Annotated in this window: 20 protein-coding genes and 1 tRNA gene; 17 read left to right on the top strand and 4 right to left on the bottom strand. The window is 60.9% G+C overall.

Going from position 1 to position 16903, the window contains the following annotated elements; genetic code table 11:
- The first annotated feature begins 4 nt into the window (after positions 1-4).
- Complete coding sequence (locus tag AC1MHZ_RS12810) at positions 5-1807, top strand: NACHT domain-containing protein (RefSeq protein WP_482966433.1); 1803 nt, start codon at positions 5-7, stop codon at positions 1805-1807.
- A gap of 134 nt (positions 1808-1941) precedes the next feature.
- Here the strand turns inward: AC1MHZ_RS12810 and AC1MHZ_RS12805 are convergent, their stop codons facing one another.
- Positions 1942-2187, bottom strand: a complete 246-nt coding sequence (locus tag AC1MHZ_RS12805) for a hypothetical protein (protein WP_482966432.1) — start codon at positions 2185-2187, stop codon at positions 1942-1944.
- A gap of 174 nt (positions 2188-2361) precedes the next feature.
- Between AC1MHZ_RS12805 and AC1MHZ_RS12800 the strand changes: the two genes are divergently transcribed.
- Genes AC1MHZ_RS12800 through AC1MHZ_RS12780 form a run of 5 tightly spaced genes read left to right on the top strand, consistent with a single transcriptional unit; the run spans position 2362 to position 5086 of the window.
- On the top strand, positions 2362-2799 hold the full coding sequence (locus tag AC1MHZ_RS12800; RefSeq protein WP_482966431.1) for a hypothetical protein: 438 nt from the start codon (positions 2362-2364) through the stop codon (positions 2797-2799).
- 46 nt (positions 2800-2845) lie between these two features.
- Positions 2846-3046 (top strand): hypothetical protein, encoded by a 201-nt coding sequence (locus AC1MHZ_RS12795; protein WP_482966430.1) that lies wholly within the window; start codon positions 2846-2848, stop codon positions 3044-3046.
- A gap of 56 nt (positions 3047-3102) precedes the next feature.
- Positions 3103-3750, top strand: coding sequence for a DUF1281 family ferredoxin-like fold protein (locus AC1MHZ_RS12790; protein WP_482966429.1), 648 nt, complete (start codon positions 3103-3105; stop codon positions 3748-3750).
- 36 nt (positions 3751-3786) lie between these two features.
- On the top strand, positions 3787-4032 hold the full coding sequence (locus AC1MHZ_RS12785) for a DUF4224 domain-containing protein (RefSeq protein ID WP_482966428.1): 246 nt from the start codon (positions 3787-3789) through the stop codon (positions 4030-4032).
- Between the two features lies 1 nt (position 4033).
- On the top strand, positions 4034-5086 hold the full coding sequence (locus tag AC1MHZ_RS12780; protein ID WP_482966427.1) for a tyrosine-type recombinase/integrase: 1053 nt from the start codon (positions 4034-4036) through the stop codon (positions 5084-5086).
- 96 nt (positions 5087-5182) lie between these two features.
- Here the strand turns inward: AC1MHZ_RS12780 and AC1MHZ_RS12775 are convergent.
- Both AC1MHZ_RS12775 and sohB read right to left on the bottom strand, forming a co-directional pair.
- Positions 5183-5256, bottom strand: a tRNA-Cys gene (locus AC1MHZ_RS12775).
- 153 nt (positions 5257-5409) lie between these two features.
- Positions 5410-6435 (bottom strand): protease SohB, encoded by a 1026-nt coding sequence (gene sohB, locus AC1MHZ_RS12770; protein WP_482966508.1) that lies wholly within the window; start codon positions 6433-6435, stop codon positions 5410-5412.
- A 196-nt stretch (positions 6436-6631) separates the two neighbouring features.
- On the opposite strand from sohB, the gene AC1MHZ_RS12765 reads away from it, so the two are divergent.
- From AC1MHZ_RS12765 to AC1MHZ_RS12740, 6 genes are all read left to right on the top strand, one after another.
- Positions 6632-7342, top strand: coding sequence for a histidine phosphatase family protein (locus AC1MHZ_RS12765; RefSeq protein ID WP_084855670.1), 711 nt, complete (start codon positions 6632-6634; stop codon positions 7340-7342).
- 54 nt (positions 7343-7396) lie between these two features.
- The gene (locus tag AC1MHZ_RS12760; protein WP_084855671.1) at positions 7397-7714 is read left to right on the top strand and encodes an SCP2 sterol-binding domain-containing protein; all 318 of its coding nucleotides are present in this window, start codon (positions 7397-7399) and stop codon (positions 7712-7714) included.
- Positions 7715-7917: 203 nt separating this feature from the next.
- Positions 7918-8985: a phosphotransferase family protein gene (locus AC1MHZ_RS12755; protein ID WP_084855672.1), complete on the top strand. Its 1068-nt coding sequence runs from the start codon at positions 7918-7920 to the stop codon at positions 8983-8985.
- Between the two features lie 16 nt (positions 8986-9001).
- Positions 9002-9769, top strand: a complete 768-nt coding sequence (locus AC1MHZ_RS12750; protein ID WP_084855673.1) for an SDR family oxidoreductase — start codon at positions 9002-9004, stop codon at positions 9767-9769.
- A 115-nt stretch (positions 9770-9884) separates the two neighbouring features.
- A complete protein-coding gene (locus AC1MHZ_RS12745; protein ID WP_482966426.1) occupies positions 9885-10958 on the top strand; it encodes a PAS domain S-box protein in 1074 nt (357 codons plus the stop codon).
- A gap of 16 nt (positions 10959-10974) precedes the next feature.
- Positions 10975-11673, top strand: a complete 699-nt coding sequence (locus AC1MHZ_RS12740) for a YoaK family protein (protein ID WP_482966507.1) — start codon at positions 10975-10977, stop codon at positions 11671-11673.
- 1 nt (position 11674) lies between these two features.
- On the opposite strand, the gene AC1MHZ_RS12735 is transcribed toward AC1MHZ_RS12740, so the two are convergent.
- On the bottom strand, positions 11675-12025 hold the full coding sequence (locus AC1MHZ_RS12735; protein WP_084855676.1) for a hypothetical protein: 351 nt from the start codon (positions 12023-12025) through the stop codon (positions 11675-11677).
- A 117-nt stretch (positions 12026-12142) separates the two neighbouring features.
- On the opposite strand from AC1MHZ_RS12735, the gene AC1MHZ_RS12730 reads away from it, so the two are divergent.
- The 5 genes from AC1MHZ_RS12730 to AC1MHZ_RS12710 all read left to right on the top strand — a co-directional run bounded on the left by AC1MHZ_RS12730 (position 12143) and on the right by AC1MHZ_RS12710 (position 16902).
- Positions 12143-12445 carry an RcnB family protein gene (locus tag AC1MHZ_RS12730; protein WP_084855677.1) on the top strand — a complete coding sequence of 101 codons (303 nt, stop codon included), beginning with the start codon at positions 12143-12145 and terminating at the stop codon, positions 12443-12445.
- A 187-nt stretch (positions 12446-12632) separates the two neighbouring features.
- Positions 12633-12857 carry a hypothetical protein gene (locus AC1MHZ_RS12725; RefSeq protein ID WP_324819085.1) on the top strand — a complete coding sequence of 75 codons (225 nt, stop codon included), beginning with the start codon at positions 12633-12635 and terminating at the stop codon, positions 12855-12857.
- Positions 12858-12928: 71 nt separating this feature from the next.
- Positions 12929-13327 (top strand): glycine zipper domain-containing protein, encoded by a 399-nt coding sequence (locus AC1MHZ_RS12720; protein WP_084855678.1) that lies wholly within the window; start codon positions 12929-12931, stop codon positions 13325-13327.
- A 173-nt stretch (positions 13328-13500) separates the two neighbouring features.
- Positions 13501-15330 (top strand): SLC13 family permease, encoded by a 1830-nt coding sequence (locus AC1MHZ_RS12715; protein WP_480463193.1) that lies wholly within the window; start codon positions 13501-13503, stop codon positions 15328-15330.
- A 147-nt stretch (positions 15331-15477) separates the two neighbouring features.
- Positions 15478-16902, top strand: coding sequence for a GGDEF domain-containing protein (locus tag AC1MHZ_RS12710; RefSeq protein WP_465002009.1), 1425 nt, complete (start codon positions 15478-15480; stop codon positions 16900-16902).
- Position 16903: the final 1 nt, after the last annotated feature.

Below are 16903 nucleotides of genomic sequence, written 5' to 3'. Positions count from 1 at the left end.
GACCATGGAAGCTGTGACGATATCTGCGCTATCAGTAACGCGAGTTCTATCCCCAGTCCTCAAGGGCCTCTATCAAAGCGCCAAAGGTCCGGTAAAGTCTACTCTGAGTAACTGGAACGTTGATCGCGAACTCGAGAAAATCGGACACAAGATAGCGAAGCTCGAAAACGTCAGAACGATGTGGTCTCCTAATGAAGACATCGGTCTGCATGAATTTTATTATCCATCAAAAATTCTTTTCCAACACCAAGAAATCGCTATTGATTTTGCAAAAGACCTGCCTACTACGCATCTGATTATTGAAGGCACCGTGGGGCAAGGCAAATCGATTTTTATGCGGTACCTCGCAACTCAGGCGACTTGCGAACACAGCCCCGCACAGGTACCCGTTCTTTTAGAGCTGCGCAATATAGACAAGGAAACGAGACTAAGAACCCTCATTGATGAATATTTTACATCAATTGGACTTACAGCAGCTACAAGCGAGACATTCGAATATCTGGCGAAGTCCGGAAAGGTGCTTCTGCTACTTGACGGCTTTGACGAAATACCTAAAGAGTGCGTAGTACGAACCCTTCGAGAAATCAGTAGCCTTCAAGGAAAATTCACGGACCTACAGATTGTTGTTTCCTCGCGACCGAATACAGCAATTCACAAAACAGCGGGATTCTCACAGGCAAAATTAGTACCTCTCGCGATTGAGGACTATGATCCCTTTTTGTCTAGACTGAAATTACCGATAGAGCGCCGCGAAGCTCTAATCAGCGCGATCATCAAGGGTTCACTGACAGCAGTGGTTAGTACTCCACTAATGCTCACTTTAGTGGTAATGGTCTATCAGCGCGAAAACCATATCCCGCCTACCCTGCCTGAATTTTTCGACAAGCTATTTCATGTCGTCTTTACAAAACATGACGGCCTCAAAGCCGGCTTTGCCCGCCCCCATAATACAAATCTTAGCGAAAGACTTCTGCAGAAATTATTTGAGTCCTTCTGTTTTATGGTTGTCCAGTTAGGATATGGCAGGACCTTAAAGCGTGGAGAGTTCTCAGCTGCCTTCGATGAAGCCATTCAGTATACGAATGATTGCGCCTGCACACAGGAAGAATTCAAAAAGGATCTCGTAGATGTCGCCTGCCTGATGCTGGAGGAGGGCTTAGATCTCACTACGTTCTTACATAAAAGCATACTTGATTATTTCTCAGCAGCTTTTATAAAAAACTCCACCGACGAGGTAGCCGAGCTTTTTTACAGCGAGATTGTAAAGCCCGGCACAGCGAATTGGGAAGGCACACTGCATTTCTTGGCAGCCATCGATTCCATACGTTACTCCCGGCTGCTTGTGCTACCAAACATTCCAGGCACGCTGCAGAAACTGGAGTCTTTGGTTACCAACAGAGACGAGCAAGAGATAAAGCTCTATTTCAAGGAGCACTACCCCAACCTGAAGATCATGTATAAACCGCAAATCGAACTCTGCGTAGTGAGGGGGATTTGGCGTACCGAATCAGCCGTCCCATGGGATGAAATGATCGACAGATTGATCTACACCCATCTTGACAGAACAATCGAGTCACCAGATAATCAGAGTTTGACAAAAGAGCTGTATGGGAATTTCGCCCAAGATATCCCCGCGCATGCATTTTATGAAGTAAACTTCATTCAGTATATAGCAGTCTTCGGCATTGAGGGTATCCTCAGTGTCCTATCCCGGGCCATTTTGGAAATGGAGATAATGATACGAGATGCCGAGCAAGCCGTAAGGCTTGAAGAAAAGAAAAAGAATATCTTTATTCGGAAGAAGTAAAAAAGGGCGTGCGTGCTGGCTTATAGCCATCACACCTTTTTTGCCGGCTTAAATCAAGCCAGTCGGCGAATCGACCCCGCTGAATAGCTCATGGCTGGGCCTGCTGGACCTCATCGTTACCTCCATTGGCGCGTTTACACGCCTGCATGTAGGTACGACTGAGGTCGTGTCATCGACTCGCCAGGTCGTGAGTCGAACGCTTCCTCATGGATGGCCATTCCACTGGGCCCATAAACACCTATGAACATCTGCGTGCTGCCAGTTCGCGACAGCCGCACTTGGACGTCGATAAACGTTCCATCACTCAGCGTTTCGTCATGAGTCCGGTGGTTCAATGTTGGGTCTGCCCAACCCCAGAACACATCACCGCGAATCCTCATGCCGCCCTCCTACGACCTTAGTTTTATACCTATCCGCCACCATAGCGGATGGTGACCGGGCCGCAACCGCTCAAGCCCTATATGTGAGCTGAATCGGACAACCGGAACGCAAAGCTATACCCCACCCCCTTCCTGTACAACTTTCTGCCGCGATATGGCGGCCGAGGAATCGTCATGTCCGAAGAAAAGATTTCGTTCGTCAACGGCAAGCCTGCGCACTGCGGGTGCCAAATCCAGTACAGCAGCGGCGGCGGTGAGTACAGCGACGTGCACTACGTCACGCTGTGCGCGACACACCAGGTTAAGCGATTCGGGCCTGTCGAGGTCATCCGCGATGAAGATGGATGGTGGTACCACCCTGACGTACCTGAATTCGACGAAGACGTTGGGAAGTTTGACGCCTGGCTCAAGGAGCAAAAGCTCGAGCTCAAGCAGCGCTCCATGGATGCGGACGGCCTCGAAGATCATCCCTACTGGGATATCGAATCGAACTGCTCTGGATGCGTCGGATGGGATCCTCAGTCACCCGGACCTGAATGGTTCTTGTTGGAGATCTTCGACACCGAAGACGGACCCTATGTGAGCTGGGTGCGCCGAGTGGTGACGCCATGATCCTGCCCCTGATGTACATGGCCTACCTGATCTACAGGGGGCCGCGGTGAACAACCACCAGTACCAGCCATTCTCTTATCGGGACTTCGGTCGCTGGCACACCTGCAGCATCTGCGGCACATCCAAGCACAGCGGTTTCTACTGGCTTGGCGGCTACAAGAGCAAGACCGAACCGCCCTGCATTGCCTGGAAGCTAGATCCTGAGTGGAAGGCCCAGGCCATTCCCGCGCCGATCACCGAAGCCTAACCCCTCCCCTAACTACTCAAGCCCGCCGACATGCGCGGGCATGGAGAGCTATTGCCATGCCAAACCACATCACCAACAAAGTCAGCGCGCCAGCTCACGTCCTCGTATCGCTGATCAACGGGGACGGCCGGATCGACTTCGGCAAGGTCATCAAGTTTGAGGGCGAGTTCCCTTGGGATTGCGTCTGCGGCGCAGCTGAAACCGCAGCTGAGGCAGCAATCAATCTGCCCCTGAGCAACAACCCAATGCTCGCCGGCATGCAGCGCCACAGCCGTGAAACCTCTTCCGTGACGAAGCTGAGCGAGGAAAGCTTCGAGCAGTTCGTCCAGATGCTACGCAATCACCGAAAGTGCGGGTTCATGCACGACATGGACTTCGGTCGCCAGGCCTGGGGCACCAAGTGGAACGCCTATAGCCAGAAGATCGATGTTGAAGGCTGCTCACTGTCCTTCGATACGGCCTGGAATGCACCGGTACCAGTATTCAAAGCCCTTTCCGCCTTGCATCCGACCGAAGAAATCACGGTCTTGTTCGCTGACGAGGACATAGGCAGTAACTGCGGCACGCTCAAGCTCAAAGGCGGCGAGCTGGTAGAGCAAGACTGCGCGGGGCCATGGGGAAAGATGAACGAAGCCGAGCAGGCGAAGTGGCGAGCCTTCGCTATGGAAGTTACCGGCCGCACCGACGAAGACGACGACGAATAACCAACCTGCCGCCACCGGCGGCGTGGAGACCATCCCATGGAAACCGAGATTCTTTCGGACGAAGAGCTGGTGGAGATCACCGGCTACAAACCCAGGGCGTGGCAGCGCCGTTGGCTCACAGAAAAAGGCTGGCACTTCGTCGAAAGTCGCGGTGGCAGGCCACTTGTAGGCCGCCAATACGCCCGCCAGAAGCTCAGCGGCGTTGTGATCGACACCGTGCCCGTCGCTTCCGCCCCTCCCCCGGCGCCAGCCTGGACCCCTGATTTCTCCCGAGTAAAGTGAAATGCGCCCAAGAAGTACCGAGAACCGCGATCTGCCGCCGGGCATGTACCGGCGAAAGCGCACCAGGAAGAACGGAAACATATGGGTCGGGTACTACTACCGCGATCAGGCCGGCAAGGAAATCCCACTCGGTACCGACCTGGTGCAGGCCAAACTGAAGTGGGCCGACCTCGAAGCCAAAGCGACACCAGCAGAACTCACAACTATGAAAGGGATCTTCGACGAGTACGAGCGCAAGATCATCCCGGGCAAAGCCGCCCGGACCCAGAAAGACAATATCTACGAGCTCAAGCAACTGCGCGCCGTGTTCGACTCGGCGCCGATCGACGCAATCACGCCGGCCATGATCGCGCAGTACCGGGACTCACGATCGGCGAAGACCAGAGCCAACAGGGAAATCGCTCTGTTCTCTCACGTATTCAACACAGCAAGGGAATGGGGGCTCACTACCCGGGACAACCCGTGCCTGGGAGTGAGAAAAAACAAGGAGAAACCGCGTGACTTCTACGCCAACGAAACGGTGTGGCAGGCGGTGTATGAGAAGGCTCCACCGGAGCTGAAGGATGCAATGGACCTGGCGTACCTGACTGGCCAGCGGCCATCGGACGTACTTTCCATGCGAAAGGATGATGTGGAGGGGGTCTATCTGCTGGTCAGCCAAGGCAAGACCGGCAAGCGGCTGAGGATCATCCTGGAGGAGAATGGTGTGAGAAACAGCCTGGGCCAGCTGCTCGATAGGATCATGCGCAGCACCAGCCAGCACCTATCGCCATTCTTCATCATCAACGAGCATGGCAAGCGCATGAGCTGGCCAATGCTGCGCAATCGGTGGGCCGAGGCCCGCGAGGCTGCCCGGATGGAAGCTGAACTGGAGAAGAAGCCGGATTTGGCCAATCGCATAGCGCAGTTCCAGTTCCGCGATATCCGTCCAAAAGCCGCCTCGGAGATCAACGACCTGGGCGATGCGAGCGTGCTGCTGGGCCACTCGAAAGAGGGAATCACCCAGCGCGTTTACCGTCGCGTCGGAGCAATCGCCAAGCCCTCGAAAGGCTGAAGTTTTGGAACTCCTAGCTTTTTGTTTCGGAACTCCTGCGTTTTCCAGCCCATAACGAAAAACCCCGTAGACCTAGATCTACGGGGTTTTGAATAGTGGAGGCCGAGGTCGGAATCGAACCGGCGTAGACGGATTTGCAATCCGGAGCATAACCACTTTGCTACTCGGCCTCAAAGTTCGGATCTAGCAGCTTACGCTTCGCTATCTCCTTGAAACTTCAGCACTTTTTCAAGCTTGCTGCGTTTCGATGGACGCCATTATGTCTACATTCTTTGGACCTTGCAACCCCTTGATCATAAAAAATCTTCAAGGGGCTCAAGGTGTTAGCGCAGGCGGCCGAATTTGCTCCACAGCCCCACCAAGGTGTTTTCGACGGTGCCGCTGGCGGCCATGCCGATCCGCTCCTGCAGGCTCTTGCGTTCGGCGTAGTGCAGGTGGAACAGGTTGGCTTCGCGGGCGCGGTCGCTGAGGTATTCGTCGCTGGTGCGCAGCTCGTCGACCAGCTTGCGGTTCAGCGCGGCGACGCCGAGCCAGACTTCGCCGGTGGCCACTTCATCGATGTGCAGCTGCGGGCGATAGCGGGAGACGAAGTCCTTGAACAACTGGTGGGTGATGTCCAGATCTTCCTGGAACTTCTCCCGGCCCTTCTCGGTGTTCTCGCCGAACACGGTCAGGGTGCGCTTGTATTCGCCGGCGGTGAGTACTTCGAAGTCGATGTCGTGCTTTTTCAGCAGGCGATTGACGTTGGGCAACTGGGCGACCACGCCGATCGAGCCGAGCACGGCGAATGGGGCGCTGACAATCTTTTCGCCGATGCAGGCCATCATGTAGCCGCCGCTGGCGGCTACCTTGTCGATGCATACGGTCAACGGAATGCCGGCCTGGCGGATACGCGCCAATTGTGAGGCCGCCAAGCCGTAGCTGTGCACCAGGCCGCCGCCGCTTTCCAGGCGCAGCACCACTTCGTCACGCGGGGTGGCCAGGGTCAGCAGTGCGGTGATCTCGTTGCGCAGGCTCTCGGTGGCCGAGGCCTTGATGTCGCCGTCGAAATCGAGGACGAACACTCGGCCTTTCTCCTCGACCTTGGCCTTGCCCTTCTTCTGCTGTTTTTCCGCCTTGGCCTGCTGCTTGCGCAGGGCCTTGAGCTGGGCTTTGTCGAACAGGCCCGATTCCAGGCGTTCGCGCAAATCCTTGTAGAACTCGTTCAGGCGGGTGACCTGCAACTGCCCGCCCGACTTGCGCCGCCCCTTGCCCCGCAGGCCGGCGATAGCCGACAGGACCACCAGAATGGCGATCACCAGGGTGGCGGTTTTGGCGAGAAAGCTTGCGTACTCGGCAAGAAACTCCACATTGACTCCTTGATAGACCAGCGCCTCAGGGCGCGAAACTGTTGCAAGCATACCGGTGCGCTTGGGGCGCTGCCAGCCGGGGAAAACGCTGGCAACACAGTTCAAACGACCTTTTCAAACGCTTGTATGTTTTTTCGTTGACAGCCTGTCTGTCGCATCCTAACCTCGCAGCAACTCCAATCGGCCGGACCTCTACGTGGGCAACATCTACCTGATCCGACATGGCCAAGCCTCCTTCGGCGCCGACGACTACGATGTCCTCTCGCCCCTGGGCGCACGCCAGAGCCACGCACTGGGCGAGCACCTGGCCCAGCTCGGGCTGCGCCTGGATCGTTGCCTGGCCGGCGACCTGCGCCGCCAGCAGGACACCGCACGCCTGGCCCTTCAGGCCATGCAGGCCCAGGGCTGCCGCACGCCCGGCCTTGAGACCGACGCCGCGTTCAACGAGTTCGACGCCGACGGCATGATCCGCGCCCTGCTCCCTGGCCTGCTGCCGCAGGAGCCCGAAGCGCTGCATATCCTGCGCAACGCCGCCAGCAACCGCAGCGAGTTCCAGCGCCTGTTCGCCCTGATGGTGCAACGCTGGCACGATGGCGAGCATGAAAACGACGGCCTGGAGACCTGGCAGGCGTTCACCGCCCGGGTCGGGGCTGGCCTCGAGCGGGTGCTCGAAGGTGCCAACAGCGGCGACAACATCGCCATCTTCACCTCCGGCGGCACTATCGCCGCCCTGCTCCACCTGGTTACCCGTATTACCCCCAGCCAAGCCTTCGCGCTGAACTGGCAGATCATCAACACGTCGCTCAGCCACTTGAAGTTCCGTGGCCGCGACGTGGTACTGGCTTCCTTCAACAGCCAAGCCCATGTGCAGCTGTTGAGGGCGCCGGAGCTCGTCACCTACCGATGAGCCCGGCCTGTTGTCCCCGTGGGGACGTGAATATCACTCTATAAGGAATGCGCCATGACCTCCGTAGCTGATGCCGTCAAGAAGATGCAAGAGAAGTTCAACCCATCCGCTGCCGCCGGCCTGGACCTGGTGTTCGGTTTCAACATCACCGACGAAGACAAGCACTACGCCCTGATCGTCAAGGATGGCACCTGCGACCTGCAGGAAGGCGAAAACCCGGACGCCAATTGCACCCTGGTCATGGACAGCGAAACCCTCAAAGGCATCGTCAGCGGTGATACCGACGGCATGCAGGCTTTCATGAGCGGCAAGCTGCGCGTCGAAGGCGATATGATGCTGTCGATGAAGCTCAGCGAGCTGTTCCCGGCCTGAGTGGCATGGGCACTCGCCGATGAAAAGAACCGGAGCCGATGGGCTTCGGTTTTTTTTTGCCCGCTGGCTGAAGCCAAGCGTTCATCAGGCCTACTGATCGCGTGCCAACACCGGCATCTATCGAGCCGCCGGCACGCTTGTACCAAGGGCCTACGGAAATTAGATTAGCCAATAGTCCTCGCGCTCGATAATAAGGTAAACGCATGACGCTCACCGACCAGTCCACCCAGGTACGTCCCGGCGAAGAACTCGACGCGGCCGTCATCGACCCTTACCTCAAGGCCCATGTGCCTGGGCTGAGCGGCACCCCGATCATCAGTCAGTTCCCAGGCGGTGCGTCGAACCTCACCTACCTGGTCGCCTACCCGGAGCAGGAGTTCGTGCTACGCCGGCCGCCGTTCGGCCACAAGGCCAAGACCGCCCATGACATGGGCCGCGAGTTCCGTATCCTCAACCAGCTCAACAGCGGCTTCCCCTACTGCCCCAAAGCCTACGTGCATTGCACCGACGAATCGCTGATCGGCAGCGAGTTCTACGTCATGGAACGGGTCAAGGGCATCATCCTGCGCTCGGACATTCCACCGTCCCTGGGCCTGGACGCCAGTCGCACCGAGGCGCTGTGCAAGAGCTTCATCGACCGCCTGGTGGAGCTGCATCAGGTCGACTACAAGGCCTGTGGCCTGGCCGACCTGGGCAAGCCCGAAGGCTACGTGCAGCGCCAGGTGGAGGGGTGGACCAGCCGCTACGAAAAAGCCCTGACACCAGACGCACCGCACTGGGAACAGGTGATCGCCTGGCTGCGCGACAAGATGCCCGCCGACCACCCGCGCCCGGGCATCGTGCACAACGACTACCGCTTCGACAACGTGATCCTCGATGCCGACAACCCGATGCGCATCATCGGCGTGCTGGACTGGGAAATGACCACCCTCGGCGACCCGCTGATGGACCTGGGCAACAGCCTGGCCTACTGGATCGAGGCCAATGACCCACCGCCGGTACAGCTGATGCGCCGCCAGCCGAGCAATGCTCCGGGCATGCTGACCCGCCGCCAGTTCGTCGATTACTACGCCGAGCGCGCCGGCATCCGCCTGGACAACTTCGATTACTACTATTGCTATGGCCTGTTCCGCCTGGCCGGCATCGTCCAGCAGATCTACTACCGCTTCCACCACGGCCAGACCCAGGACAAGCGCTTCGCCCAGTTCATCCACATGAACCGGCTGCTGGAGCAGATGGCCCTGCAGGTGATCGGCAAGTCCTCACTCTGACAACAAGGAAAACGGCATGTCCAAGACCACCCTGTTCGACCTCGACGGCAAGATCGCCTTCGTCTCCGGCGCCAGCCGCGGTATCGGCGAAGCCATCGCCCACCTGCTGGCCCAGCAAGGCGCCCACGTGATCGTCTCCAGCCGCAAGCTCGAAGGCTGCCAGCACGTAGCCGATGCCATCGTCGCCGCAGGCGGCAAGGCCAGCGCCGTGGCATGCCACATCGGCGAGATGGAGCAGATCCAGCAGGTGTTCGCCGGCATCCGCGAACAGTTCGGTCGCCTGGACATCCTGGTCAACAACGCCGCCACCAACCCGCAGTTCTGCAATGTGCTGGACACCGACCTGGGCGCTTTCCAGAAGACCGTGGACGTGAACATCCGTGGCTACTTCTTCATGTCGGTGGAAGCCGGCAAGCTGATGCGCGAGCACGGTGGCGGCAGCATCATCAACGTGGCCTCGATCAATGGGGTCTCACCGGGGCTGTTCCAGGGCATCTACTCGATGACCAAGGCCGCAGTGATCAACATGACCAAGGTGTTCGCCAAGGAATGCGCGCAGTTCGGTATCCGCTGCAACGCCCTGCTGCCGGGGCTGACCGACACCAAGTTCGCCTCGGCCCTGGTCAAGAACGACGCCATTCTCAACGCCGCGCTGCAGCACATCCCGCTCAAGCGCGTGGCCAACCCCAACGAGATGGCCGGCGCGGTGCTGTACCTGGCCAGCGAGGCGTCCAGCTATACCACCGGCACCGCGCTCAATGTCGACGGCGGCTACCTGTCCTGACCGTACTGCTTGCCCGTTCTCATGGAACTGCACAAAAAGGTTGACGCAACCCGTCAACCTGAAGTTTACAGCTCAGGTATACTGCCGGCTTCGGCCCAAGCCCAGGATCCTGACCATGACGGAAAACAGCTTTGCCTTTCGCCTCAAGGAACTGCTCGAACACCACAAGCTGACCCTGCAGGCGGTAGGCACGGCACTGGGCATCTCGCGCACGGCCGTGCACAAATGGACCCGCGGCGGCGAGATCGACTACGACAACCTGCGCAAGCTGGCGGACTTTCTCAAGGTCAACTGGATCTGGCTGCGCTATGGCGAAGAGGCCCTGCAAAGCGTGCAACATGCCGAAGTGGTCGAGTTGCCGATGACCGACCTACGTCGGCGCTACACCGCTGAGATCATGGAAAGCGAAATGCGCATGAAGCTGGCCCAGGAAGGTGCGCGCATCGTCACCTGGGAATGGAACCTGGTCAGCGACGAGGTGACCTATTCACCCAACGTCGAAGACGTGTACGGCTGGCCAGTACGGCACAACGAAGACTTCTGGGTGCACGTGGCCCCCGAAGACGCCATGCAGATGCACGCAATGTACACCCGCGCCGTGGCCAGCGGCACCCGCTGCGAATGTGATTTCCGCATCACCCGCCCCGACGGCAGCCAGCGCTGGATCGCCTCGCGCGCCACGGTGCTACAGGACAGCGCCGGGCGTTCGGTGAAGATGGTCGGTATCAGCATGGACGTCACCGAACGCAAGGTGGCCGAGGCGGAGCTGCGCCAGAGCGAGGAGCGTTTTCGCACCATCTTCGAACTGGCCTGGGGCGCCCTGGCCTACATCGAACCGGATGGCACCTGGAGCCGCGTCAACGGCAGCTTCTGCGAACTGTTGGGCTATACCGAACAAGAGCTGTATGGCATGACCTTCCAGCAGCTCACCCACCCCGACGACCTGCCCGGCAACCTGGTGCTGCTGGAACGCATGCTGGCGGGCGAAATCGACCGTTACGAAGTGGAAAAACGCGTGCGCCACAAGGATGGCCGCTACATCTGGGTGCGTGCCCGTACCTCGTTGCAACGTCACGCCGACGGCCAGCCCGAGCACCTGATCAGCGTGTTCGAGGACATCACTGCCGAGCGCGACGAACATGAACGCCTGCAGGCCCATATCGCCGGCCTGCAAGCTCGCCTGAGCTAGACGGAGAAGCATGACGATGCTGCCCGGGAGCCTGTCGACCAATGGCCAATGCCGTAACCATGTGCAGCGCCGCGGCACCGTGGGGCTGTATTTCGTCGCCGGGCTCTCGGTGCTGGCGGGCATGACCGATGCCATCGGCTTCATGGCCACCGGCGATTTCGTCTCGTTCATGAGTGGTAACACCACCCGCCTGGCCGTCTCGCTGGGCAGCGCCGAGATGGGCCTGGTGCTACGCCTGGTGCTGGTGATCGGCGCCTTTATCCTGGGCAACGCCCTGGGCGTGATCATCGCGGCGAAAAGCGGCCGGCGCGCCTGGCCGCTGCTCAGCCTGATCGGCGCCCTGCTGGTGTTGGCTGCCTTGCTGCCGGCGTTGCTGCAACTGCCCGCGCTGCTGGCGGCGGTCACGGCCATGGGCATGATCAACGCCGTGGTGGAGGAAGTGAATGGCCTGCCGATTGGCCTGACCTACGTCACCGGCGCCCTGTCACGCTTCGGCCGAGGCCTGGGGCGTACCTTGCTGGGCCAACGCCGGCTGGGCTGGCGGGTACAGTTGATCCCTTGGTGCGGCATGTTTCTGGGTGCCATCGCCGGGGTCCTGCTGGAGCAGCGCTTCGACCGCACCGCCCTGCTCGCCAGCGCCCTGCTGGCCCTGCTGCTGGGCCTGGTTTCGCTGAAGATCCCGCGGCGCTGGCAGCTGCGCTACATGCCGCGCTGAATCACAGGCAGGTCGCTGCGGCAGCGCGACGGCGCAAGGCGTTGGTGTCGTTGCTTTGCGCGTAGTAGTCGACGCGGGTCCCACCAGCCTGCGGGTAGATGTCGGCGAACGACTCCGCTTCACGGGTATAGACGGTGAAGCCGCCCTGCTTGCGCGGTGCCAGGTAGCCGCTGGCATCGACACCGAATGCCGCCTCTTCCTGCCAGCTGAACTGGATGCACTGGGCGACAAGGTCGGGCGTCTTGGCCGAGTCGAGCTGGGCGGTCGGCGAACCGTTACGCGCGGCGTCCATGGTCGCTGAAGCACAACCGGCCAGTACCAGTGCTGCGGCGATCGGCAGAATTGCTCGCATGTTCCATCCTCGGGGGCAAAAAAGAAGGCGACTCTAGCACTGGCGCCAGCACGAGTGAATTGTCCTGCGCGAACCGTTGTCGCAAATAGGCCATGCCCTGCTTACAAGGAGCCCTCCATGAAGCCACGCCAAACCCTGTATGCCCTGCTGCTCGGTGCCACCTTGCCTTGCCTGCCCCTGGCAGCGACCGCGGCGGGTGCGCCAGAGGAAAGCGTCACCGCACCGCACACCGAACGCGAACTGAAGATCGGCGACAAGGCGCCGGACCAATACAAACGCGACGAACTGGCCGTGCGCGACTGGCGCGCCAAAGGCCTGCCTGCACCGGAAACGGACAGCCACTGGGTACGCCTGGCCGATCATTACGTGCTGGTGCAGACCACCAATGGCGTGATCCTCGCCATCCAGCCCGCCACCTGACCCCACGCCCGGGCAAGTCCGCCAACCCTGGTGACCTGCGCACCGGCACTGGCCCGGGCCCTTTCGCGATCGAACCCATGCCGCTTATCGCTGGCGCGGGAAAAACTTGCGCGCGCAAGAAACCAAATCGAGCGATGCCTGTCTCACGAAGTACCCCGTAAACCTTTGCGGATCAAGGACCTATATCGTGATCAAGCGTATTGCGAGCTTTTCGTTGATTGCCACCGTGCTGCTGCTGAGTGGCTGCTACCACCATTACGACGATGATGACTATGGCTGGCGGGACCGTGATCGCGACCATCGCTACTACCGCTATGACCGCGATGACGATGACCATCGCTACCGCGACCGGGACCGTCGCGACCGTTACTACCGTCACCGCGACCGTGATCGCGACGACGATGATGATTGATACCACTACCAACCTGACCCGCCGCCGTGGCGCGGCACTTTTACCCTGATGATTCCTTTGAGGTTCATATCATGCGTCTGACTCTGCCTTCCCTTGCCCTCGGCTTGCTGCTCTGCCAGGGCGCATTTGCCGGCGACGGCACCGCGGCCATCGGCGGCGGCCTGGGTGGCGCCCTGGGCAACATCGTTGGCCAACAGATCGGCGGCAGCACCGGTGCTGCCATTGGCGCAGGCCTGGGCGGTGCGGCCGGCGGCGCGGTCGGTGCCCGCAAAGGCAACCGAACCGAAGCAGCCATCGGTGGCGGCCTGGGCTCGGCCGGTGGTTCGGTACTGGGCCGTGCGGTAGGCGGCTCCACCGGTTCGACCATCGGCGCAGGCCTTGGTGGTGCTGCAGGCGGTGCCCTGGGTAACCACATCGGTGACAACGACCGCGACCACGGCCACCGCCACCACCGTCGTCACCGCCACTGATCCATCGTACGCAGGGGGCTGCTGCGCAGCCCTCTCGCGGCACGAGGCCGCGCCTACCGAAAGCCCGTCATCCAGACTGCAGCCTTGCAGTGCATCAATACCTCCTTCACCACACGTCGGCACACTAGCGCTACTCTCTACCGTGCCCCTCGCGTGAAGGATCACCCCTCTCCATGAACCATGAGCTGCTCTGGGTCCTCGGCCTTTTGGCCATCGTCGTCATTCTCTTCGTCGTCAACCGCCCGCGCATGGACGTGGTCGCCCTGCTGGTGATTCTCGCCCTGCCGCTTTCGGGCATCCTCACCATCGAGCAGGCCCTGGCCGGTTTCAGCGACCCCAACGTGGTGCTGATCGCCGCGCTGTTCGTGATCGGCGAAGGCCTGGTGCGCACCGGCATCGCCTACCGGATCGGCGAATGGATGAGCGAACGCGCCGGCAACAGCGAAGCGCGCCTGCTGGTGCTGCTGATGATCGCCGTGGCCGGCCTGGGCTCGGTGATGAGCTCGACAGGCGTGGTGGCGATCTTCATCCCAGTGGTATTGAGCATTGCCGCGCGCCTGCAACTCTCGCCCAGCCGGCTGATGATGCCGCTGAGCTTCGCCGGGCTGATCAGCGGAATGCTCAGCCTGGTCGCCACACCGCCCAACGTGGTGGTGCACAGTGAACTGGTGCGCCATGGCGAGCAGGGCTTCAACTTCTTCAGCTTCACCCCGTTCGGCCTGGTGGTGCTGGTGCTCGGCATTGGCTACATGCTGTTCGCCCGCCGCTGGCTCAGCGGCGAAGTGCGCAAGGACGGCCGTGTGGAAACCCGCCGCACCCTGCTCGACCTGGTGCTGGACTACAAGCTCAACGGTCGCGAGCGACGCCTGCGCATTCGCCCTCATTCGCCTCTGGTCGGCCATACCCTGGGCGAACTGGAACTGCGCACCCGCCATGGCGCCAACGTGATCGGCATCGAGCGCCAGCACAAGTTCACCACCCGGGTCATCGCGGCCGACTCTAGCACCGTGCTGCAACAGGGCGATGTCCTGCTGCTCGACCTCTTCGCCAACCTCGACGACCTGCGCAGCCTGTGCCAGACCATGCAGCTCGAACCCCTGCACTTCAAGGCGGCCTACTTCATCGACCAATCCCAGGAGCTGGGCATGGCCGAGGTTTCCCTGCCGCCCGGCTCGCAATTGATCGGCAAGAGCATCCTGGAACTGGCCTTTCGTAGCCGCTTCGGCCTGAACGTGGTCGGCCTGCGCCGGGAGCAAACCGCTATCGAGGCGCAGCTGGTGGAGGAAAAACTGCGCCTGGGCGACACACTGCTGGTGGTGGGGCCCTGGAAGGCCGTACGCCAGTTGCAAGGCCAACCCCAGGACTTCCTGGTGTTGAGCCTGCCTGCGGAAATCGACCAGGTGGCGCCGGCGCGCACCCAGGCGCCGTTCGCGCTGCTGAGCCTGGCGGTCATGGTGGGCCTGATGGTCAGCGGCGCCGTGCCCAATGTGGTGGCCGCCCTGATCGGTTGCGTGCTGATGGGCGCCGGGCGCTGCATCGACATGGACAGCGCGTATCGCGCCATTCATTGGCAAAGCCTGGTGCTGATCGTCGGCATGCTGCCGTTCGCCCTGGCCCTGCAGCGAACCGGCGGCATCGACCTGGCGGTGAGCGGCCTGGTCGGCGTGCTGGGCGGCGCCGGCCCGAGCGCGATCCTGGCGTGCCTGTTCGTGGTTACCGCCGTGATCGGCCTGTTCATTTCCAACACCGCCACGGCGGTATTGATGGCACCGGTGGCGATCAGCACCGCGCAACAACTGGGCATGTCGCCCTACCCGTTCGCCATGACCGTGGCCCTGGCAGCCTCGGCAGCGTTCATGACGCCGGTGTCCTCCCCGGTCAATACCCTGGTGCTGGGGCCAGGCCAGTACCGCTTCGCCGACTTCGTCAAGGTCGGGGTGCCGTTCACCTTCTTGGTGATGCTGGTCACGGTGTTCATGGTGCCATGGTTCTTCGGACTCTAGCTGACGTCAAGAAACCGACGAAAAATCAATGTGTTCACATTTCGACCGACAGGACACCAGCTAATTGACATTGTCCCCGCTCTCGAAACACACTGACACGATATTGCCCCAGGTGCCTTCGGTCGTTTTCCTGGATTCAGTTCCCGCTTGCCGGTCGAGCCCATGGTGTTTCCAGCCCAGTCGCGCCTGCTTCCCCTCCTGGTCCTGTTCGGCCTGACGTTCGCTTTGACCGTGGGCGGCATCCTGGCCCGGCCGATCGAATCCCTGTCGCTGTTCTGGCCGGTGAACGCCGTGCTCGCCGGCCTGCTGCTGCGTTATCCGCGCCAGGCGAGTGCAAGGGGCTTCGTGCTCATCTGGGTAGCCATGGTCGCCGCCGACCTGGCCAGTGGCAGCGCGTGGAAGCCTGCCTTGTGGTTCAATCTGTGCAACCTGAGCGTGATCGCCACCCTCTGGCAGGTATTGTCGCGCTTGCCCCGTGTGCACCGGCGCATGCGCACGCCACAGGGCGTGCTATGGGTATTCGGCGCCTGTGCCGCAAGCGCCATGGTGGCGGCGAGCCTGGCCTGCGTGGTGGCAGCGCCGTGGTTCCAGGAGTCGCTGCGGGCCACCTGGCTGGCCTGGTTCAGCGAGCAGTTTTCCACCAACGTGCTGGTGCTGCCGATGCTGCTCACCGCACCGAACCTGCGAACCCTGGTACGCGGTGGTACCCAGGCGATCCGTGTGACGCCCATCCTGGTGTTGTTGGCCTCCCTGGCCCTGGGCATCGCATTCGGCGGGCCAGGCGCCATCGCCTTTCCCATCGCGGCGCTGCTCTGGTGTGCCTGGATCTACTCACCGTTCCTGGTGTGCGTGCTGGCCTTCACTGCCGGCACCACGCTGATCGTCGCCGTGGCCCAGAGTCTCATGCATTTCAGCCTGCCGCAGAGCGTGCCTGGGGTCACCACGTTGATGTCGGCGCGCCTGGGCATCGCCATGCTGGTGCTCGGCCCGCTGGTGGTGGCCTGTGTCAGCCAGGCCAACCGCTGCCTGCTGGCACGCCTGGCACACCAGGCCACGGTGGATCACCTGACTGGTGCCCTCACCCGCAGCGCCTTCACCAAACGCGCCATGGCCCTGCTCGACAGCCGTCAACAACATGACCAGGCCCTGCCACTGACCCTGATGATGCTCGACATCGACCATTTCAAGGGCATCAATGACCAGCATGGCCATGCCGTGGGCGACCAGGTATTGCGCCAGTTCGCCCGCACCCTGCAAGACCAGTTGCACGAAGGCGAGCTGTTCGCCCGCCTGGGCGGCGAAGAATTCGTGATCATCGTCCCTGGCCTTGCACCGGAGCAAGCCAAGTTCACCGCCGAACGCCTGCGCCGTGCCGTGCAGGACCTGCGCGTAGTCCAGGCCGAGCAGCACCTGCAGGTGACCGTCAGCATCGGCGTGGCCGGTTGCGCCCCCGAGCAGCGTGCAGTGAACCTGGACACCTTGCTGGCCCGCGCCGACCAGGCGCTCTACCGGGCCAAGGCCGATGGCCGCAACCGCGTCGAACAGGCCGAGGCCCAGCGCCAAGCGATATGAC

Source organism: Pseudomonas sp. FA-1 (genome assembly GCF_056856075.1).
This window is presented reverse-complemented; position numbering and strand designations above follow the sequence as displayed.

Excerpts from the sequence above, each read along its gene's own strand:
- AC1MHZ_RS12810 (WP_482966433.1), top strand. The coding sequence starts at position 5 with ATGGAAGCTGTGACGATATCTGCGCTATCAGTAACGCGAGTTCTATCC.
- AC1MHZ_RS12805 (WP_482966432.1), bottom strand. The coding sequence starts at position 2,187 with ATGAGGATTCGCGGTGATGTGTTCTGGGGTTGGGCAGACCCAACATTG.
- AC1MHZ_RS12800 (WP_482966431.1), top strand. The coding sequence starts at position 2,362 with ATGTCCGAAGAAAAGATTTCGTTCGTCAACGGCAAGCCTGCGCACTGC.
- AC1MHZ_RS12790 (WP_482966429.1), top strand. The coding sequence starts at position 3,103 with ATGCCAAACCACATCACCAACAAAGTCAGCGCGCCAGCTCACGTCCTC.
- AC1MHZ_RS12785 (WP_482966428.1), top strand. The coding sequence starts at position 3,787 with ATGGAAACCGAGATTCTTTCGGACGAAGAGCTGGTGGAGATCACCGGC.
- AC1MHZ_RS12780 (WP_482966427.1), top strand. The coding sequence starts at position 4,034 with ATGCGCCCAAGAAGTACCGAGAACCGCGATCTGCCGCCGGGCATGTAC.
- AC1MHZ_RS12760 (WP_084855671.1), top strand. The coding sequence starts at position 7,397 with ATGACCTCCGTAGCTGATGCCGTCAAGAAGATGCAAGAGAAGTTCAAC.
- AC1MHZ_RS12755 (WP_084855672.1), top strand. The coding sequence starts at position 7,918 with ATGACGCTCACCGACCAGTCCACCCAGGTACGTCCCGGCGAAGAACTC.
- AC1MHZ_RS12750 (WP_084855673.1), top strand. The coding sequence starts at position 9,002 with ATGTCCAAGACCACCCTGTTCGACCTCGACGGCAAGATCGCCTTCGTC.
- AC1MHZ_RS12745 (WP_482966426.1), top strand. The coding sequence starts at position 9,885 with ATGACGGAAAACAGCTTTGCCTTTCGCCTCAAGGAACTGCTCGAACAC.
- AC1MHZ_RS12740 (WP_482966507.1), top strand. The coding sequence starts at position 10,975 with ATGCTGCCCGGGAGCCTGTCGACCAATGGCCAATGCCGTAACCATGTG.
- AC1MHZ_RS12735 (WP_084855676.1), bottom strand. The coding sequence starts at position 12,025 with ATGCGAGCAATTCTGCCGATCGCCGCAGCACTGGTACTGGCCGGTTGT.
- AC1MHZ_RS12730 (WP_084855677.1), top strand. The coding sequence starts at position 12,143 with ATGAAGCCACGCCAAACCCTGTATGCCCTGCTGCTCGGTGCCACCTTG.
- AC1MHZ_RS12720 (WP_084855678.1), top strand. The coding sequence starts at position 12,929 with ATGCGTCTGACTCTGCCTTCCCTTGCCCTCGGCTTGCTGCTCTGCCAG.
- AC1MHZ_RS12715 (WP_480463193.1), top strand. The coding sequence starts at position 13,501 with ATGAACCATGAGCTGCTCTGGGTCCTCGGCCTTTTGGCCATCGTCGTC.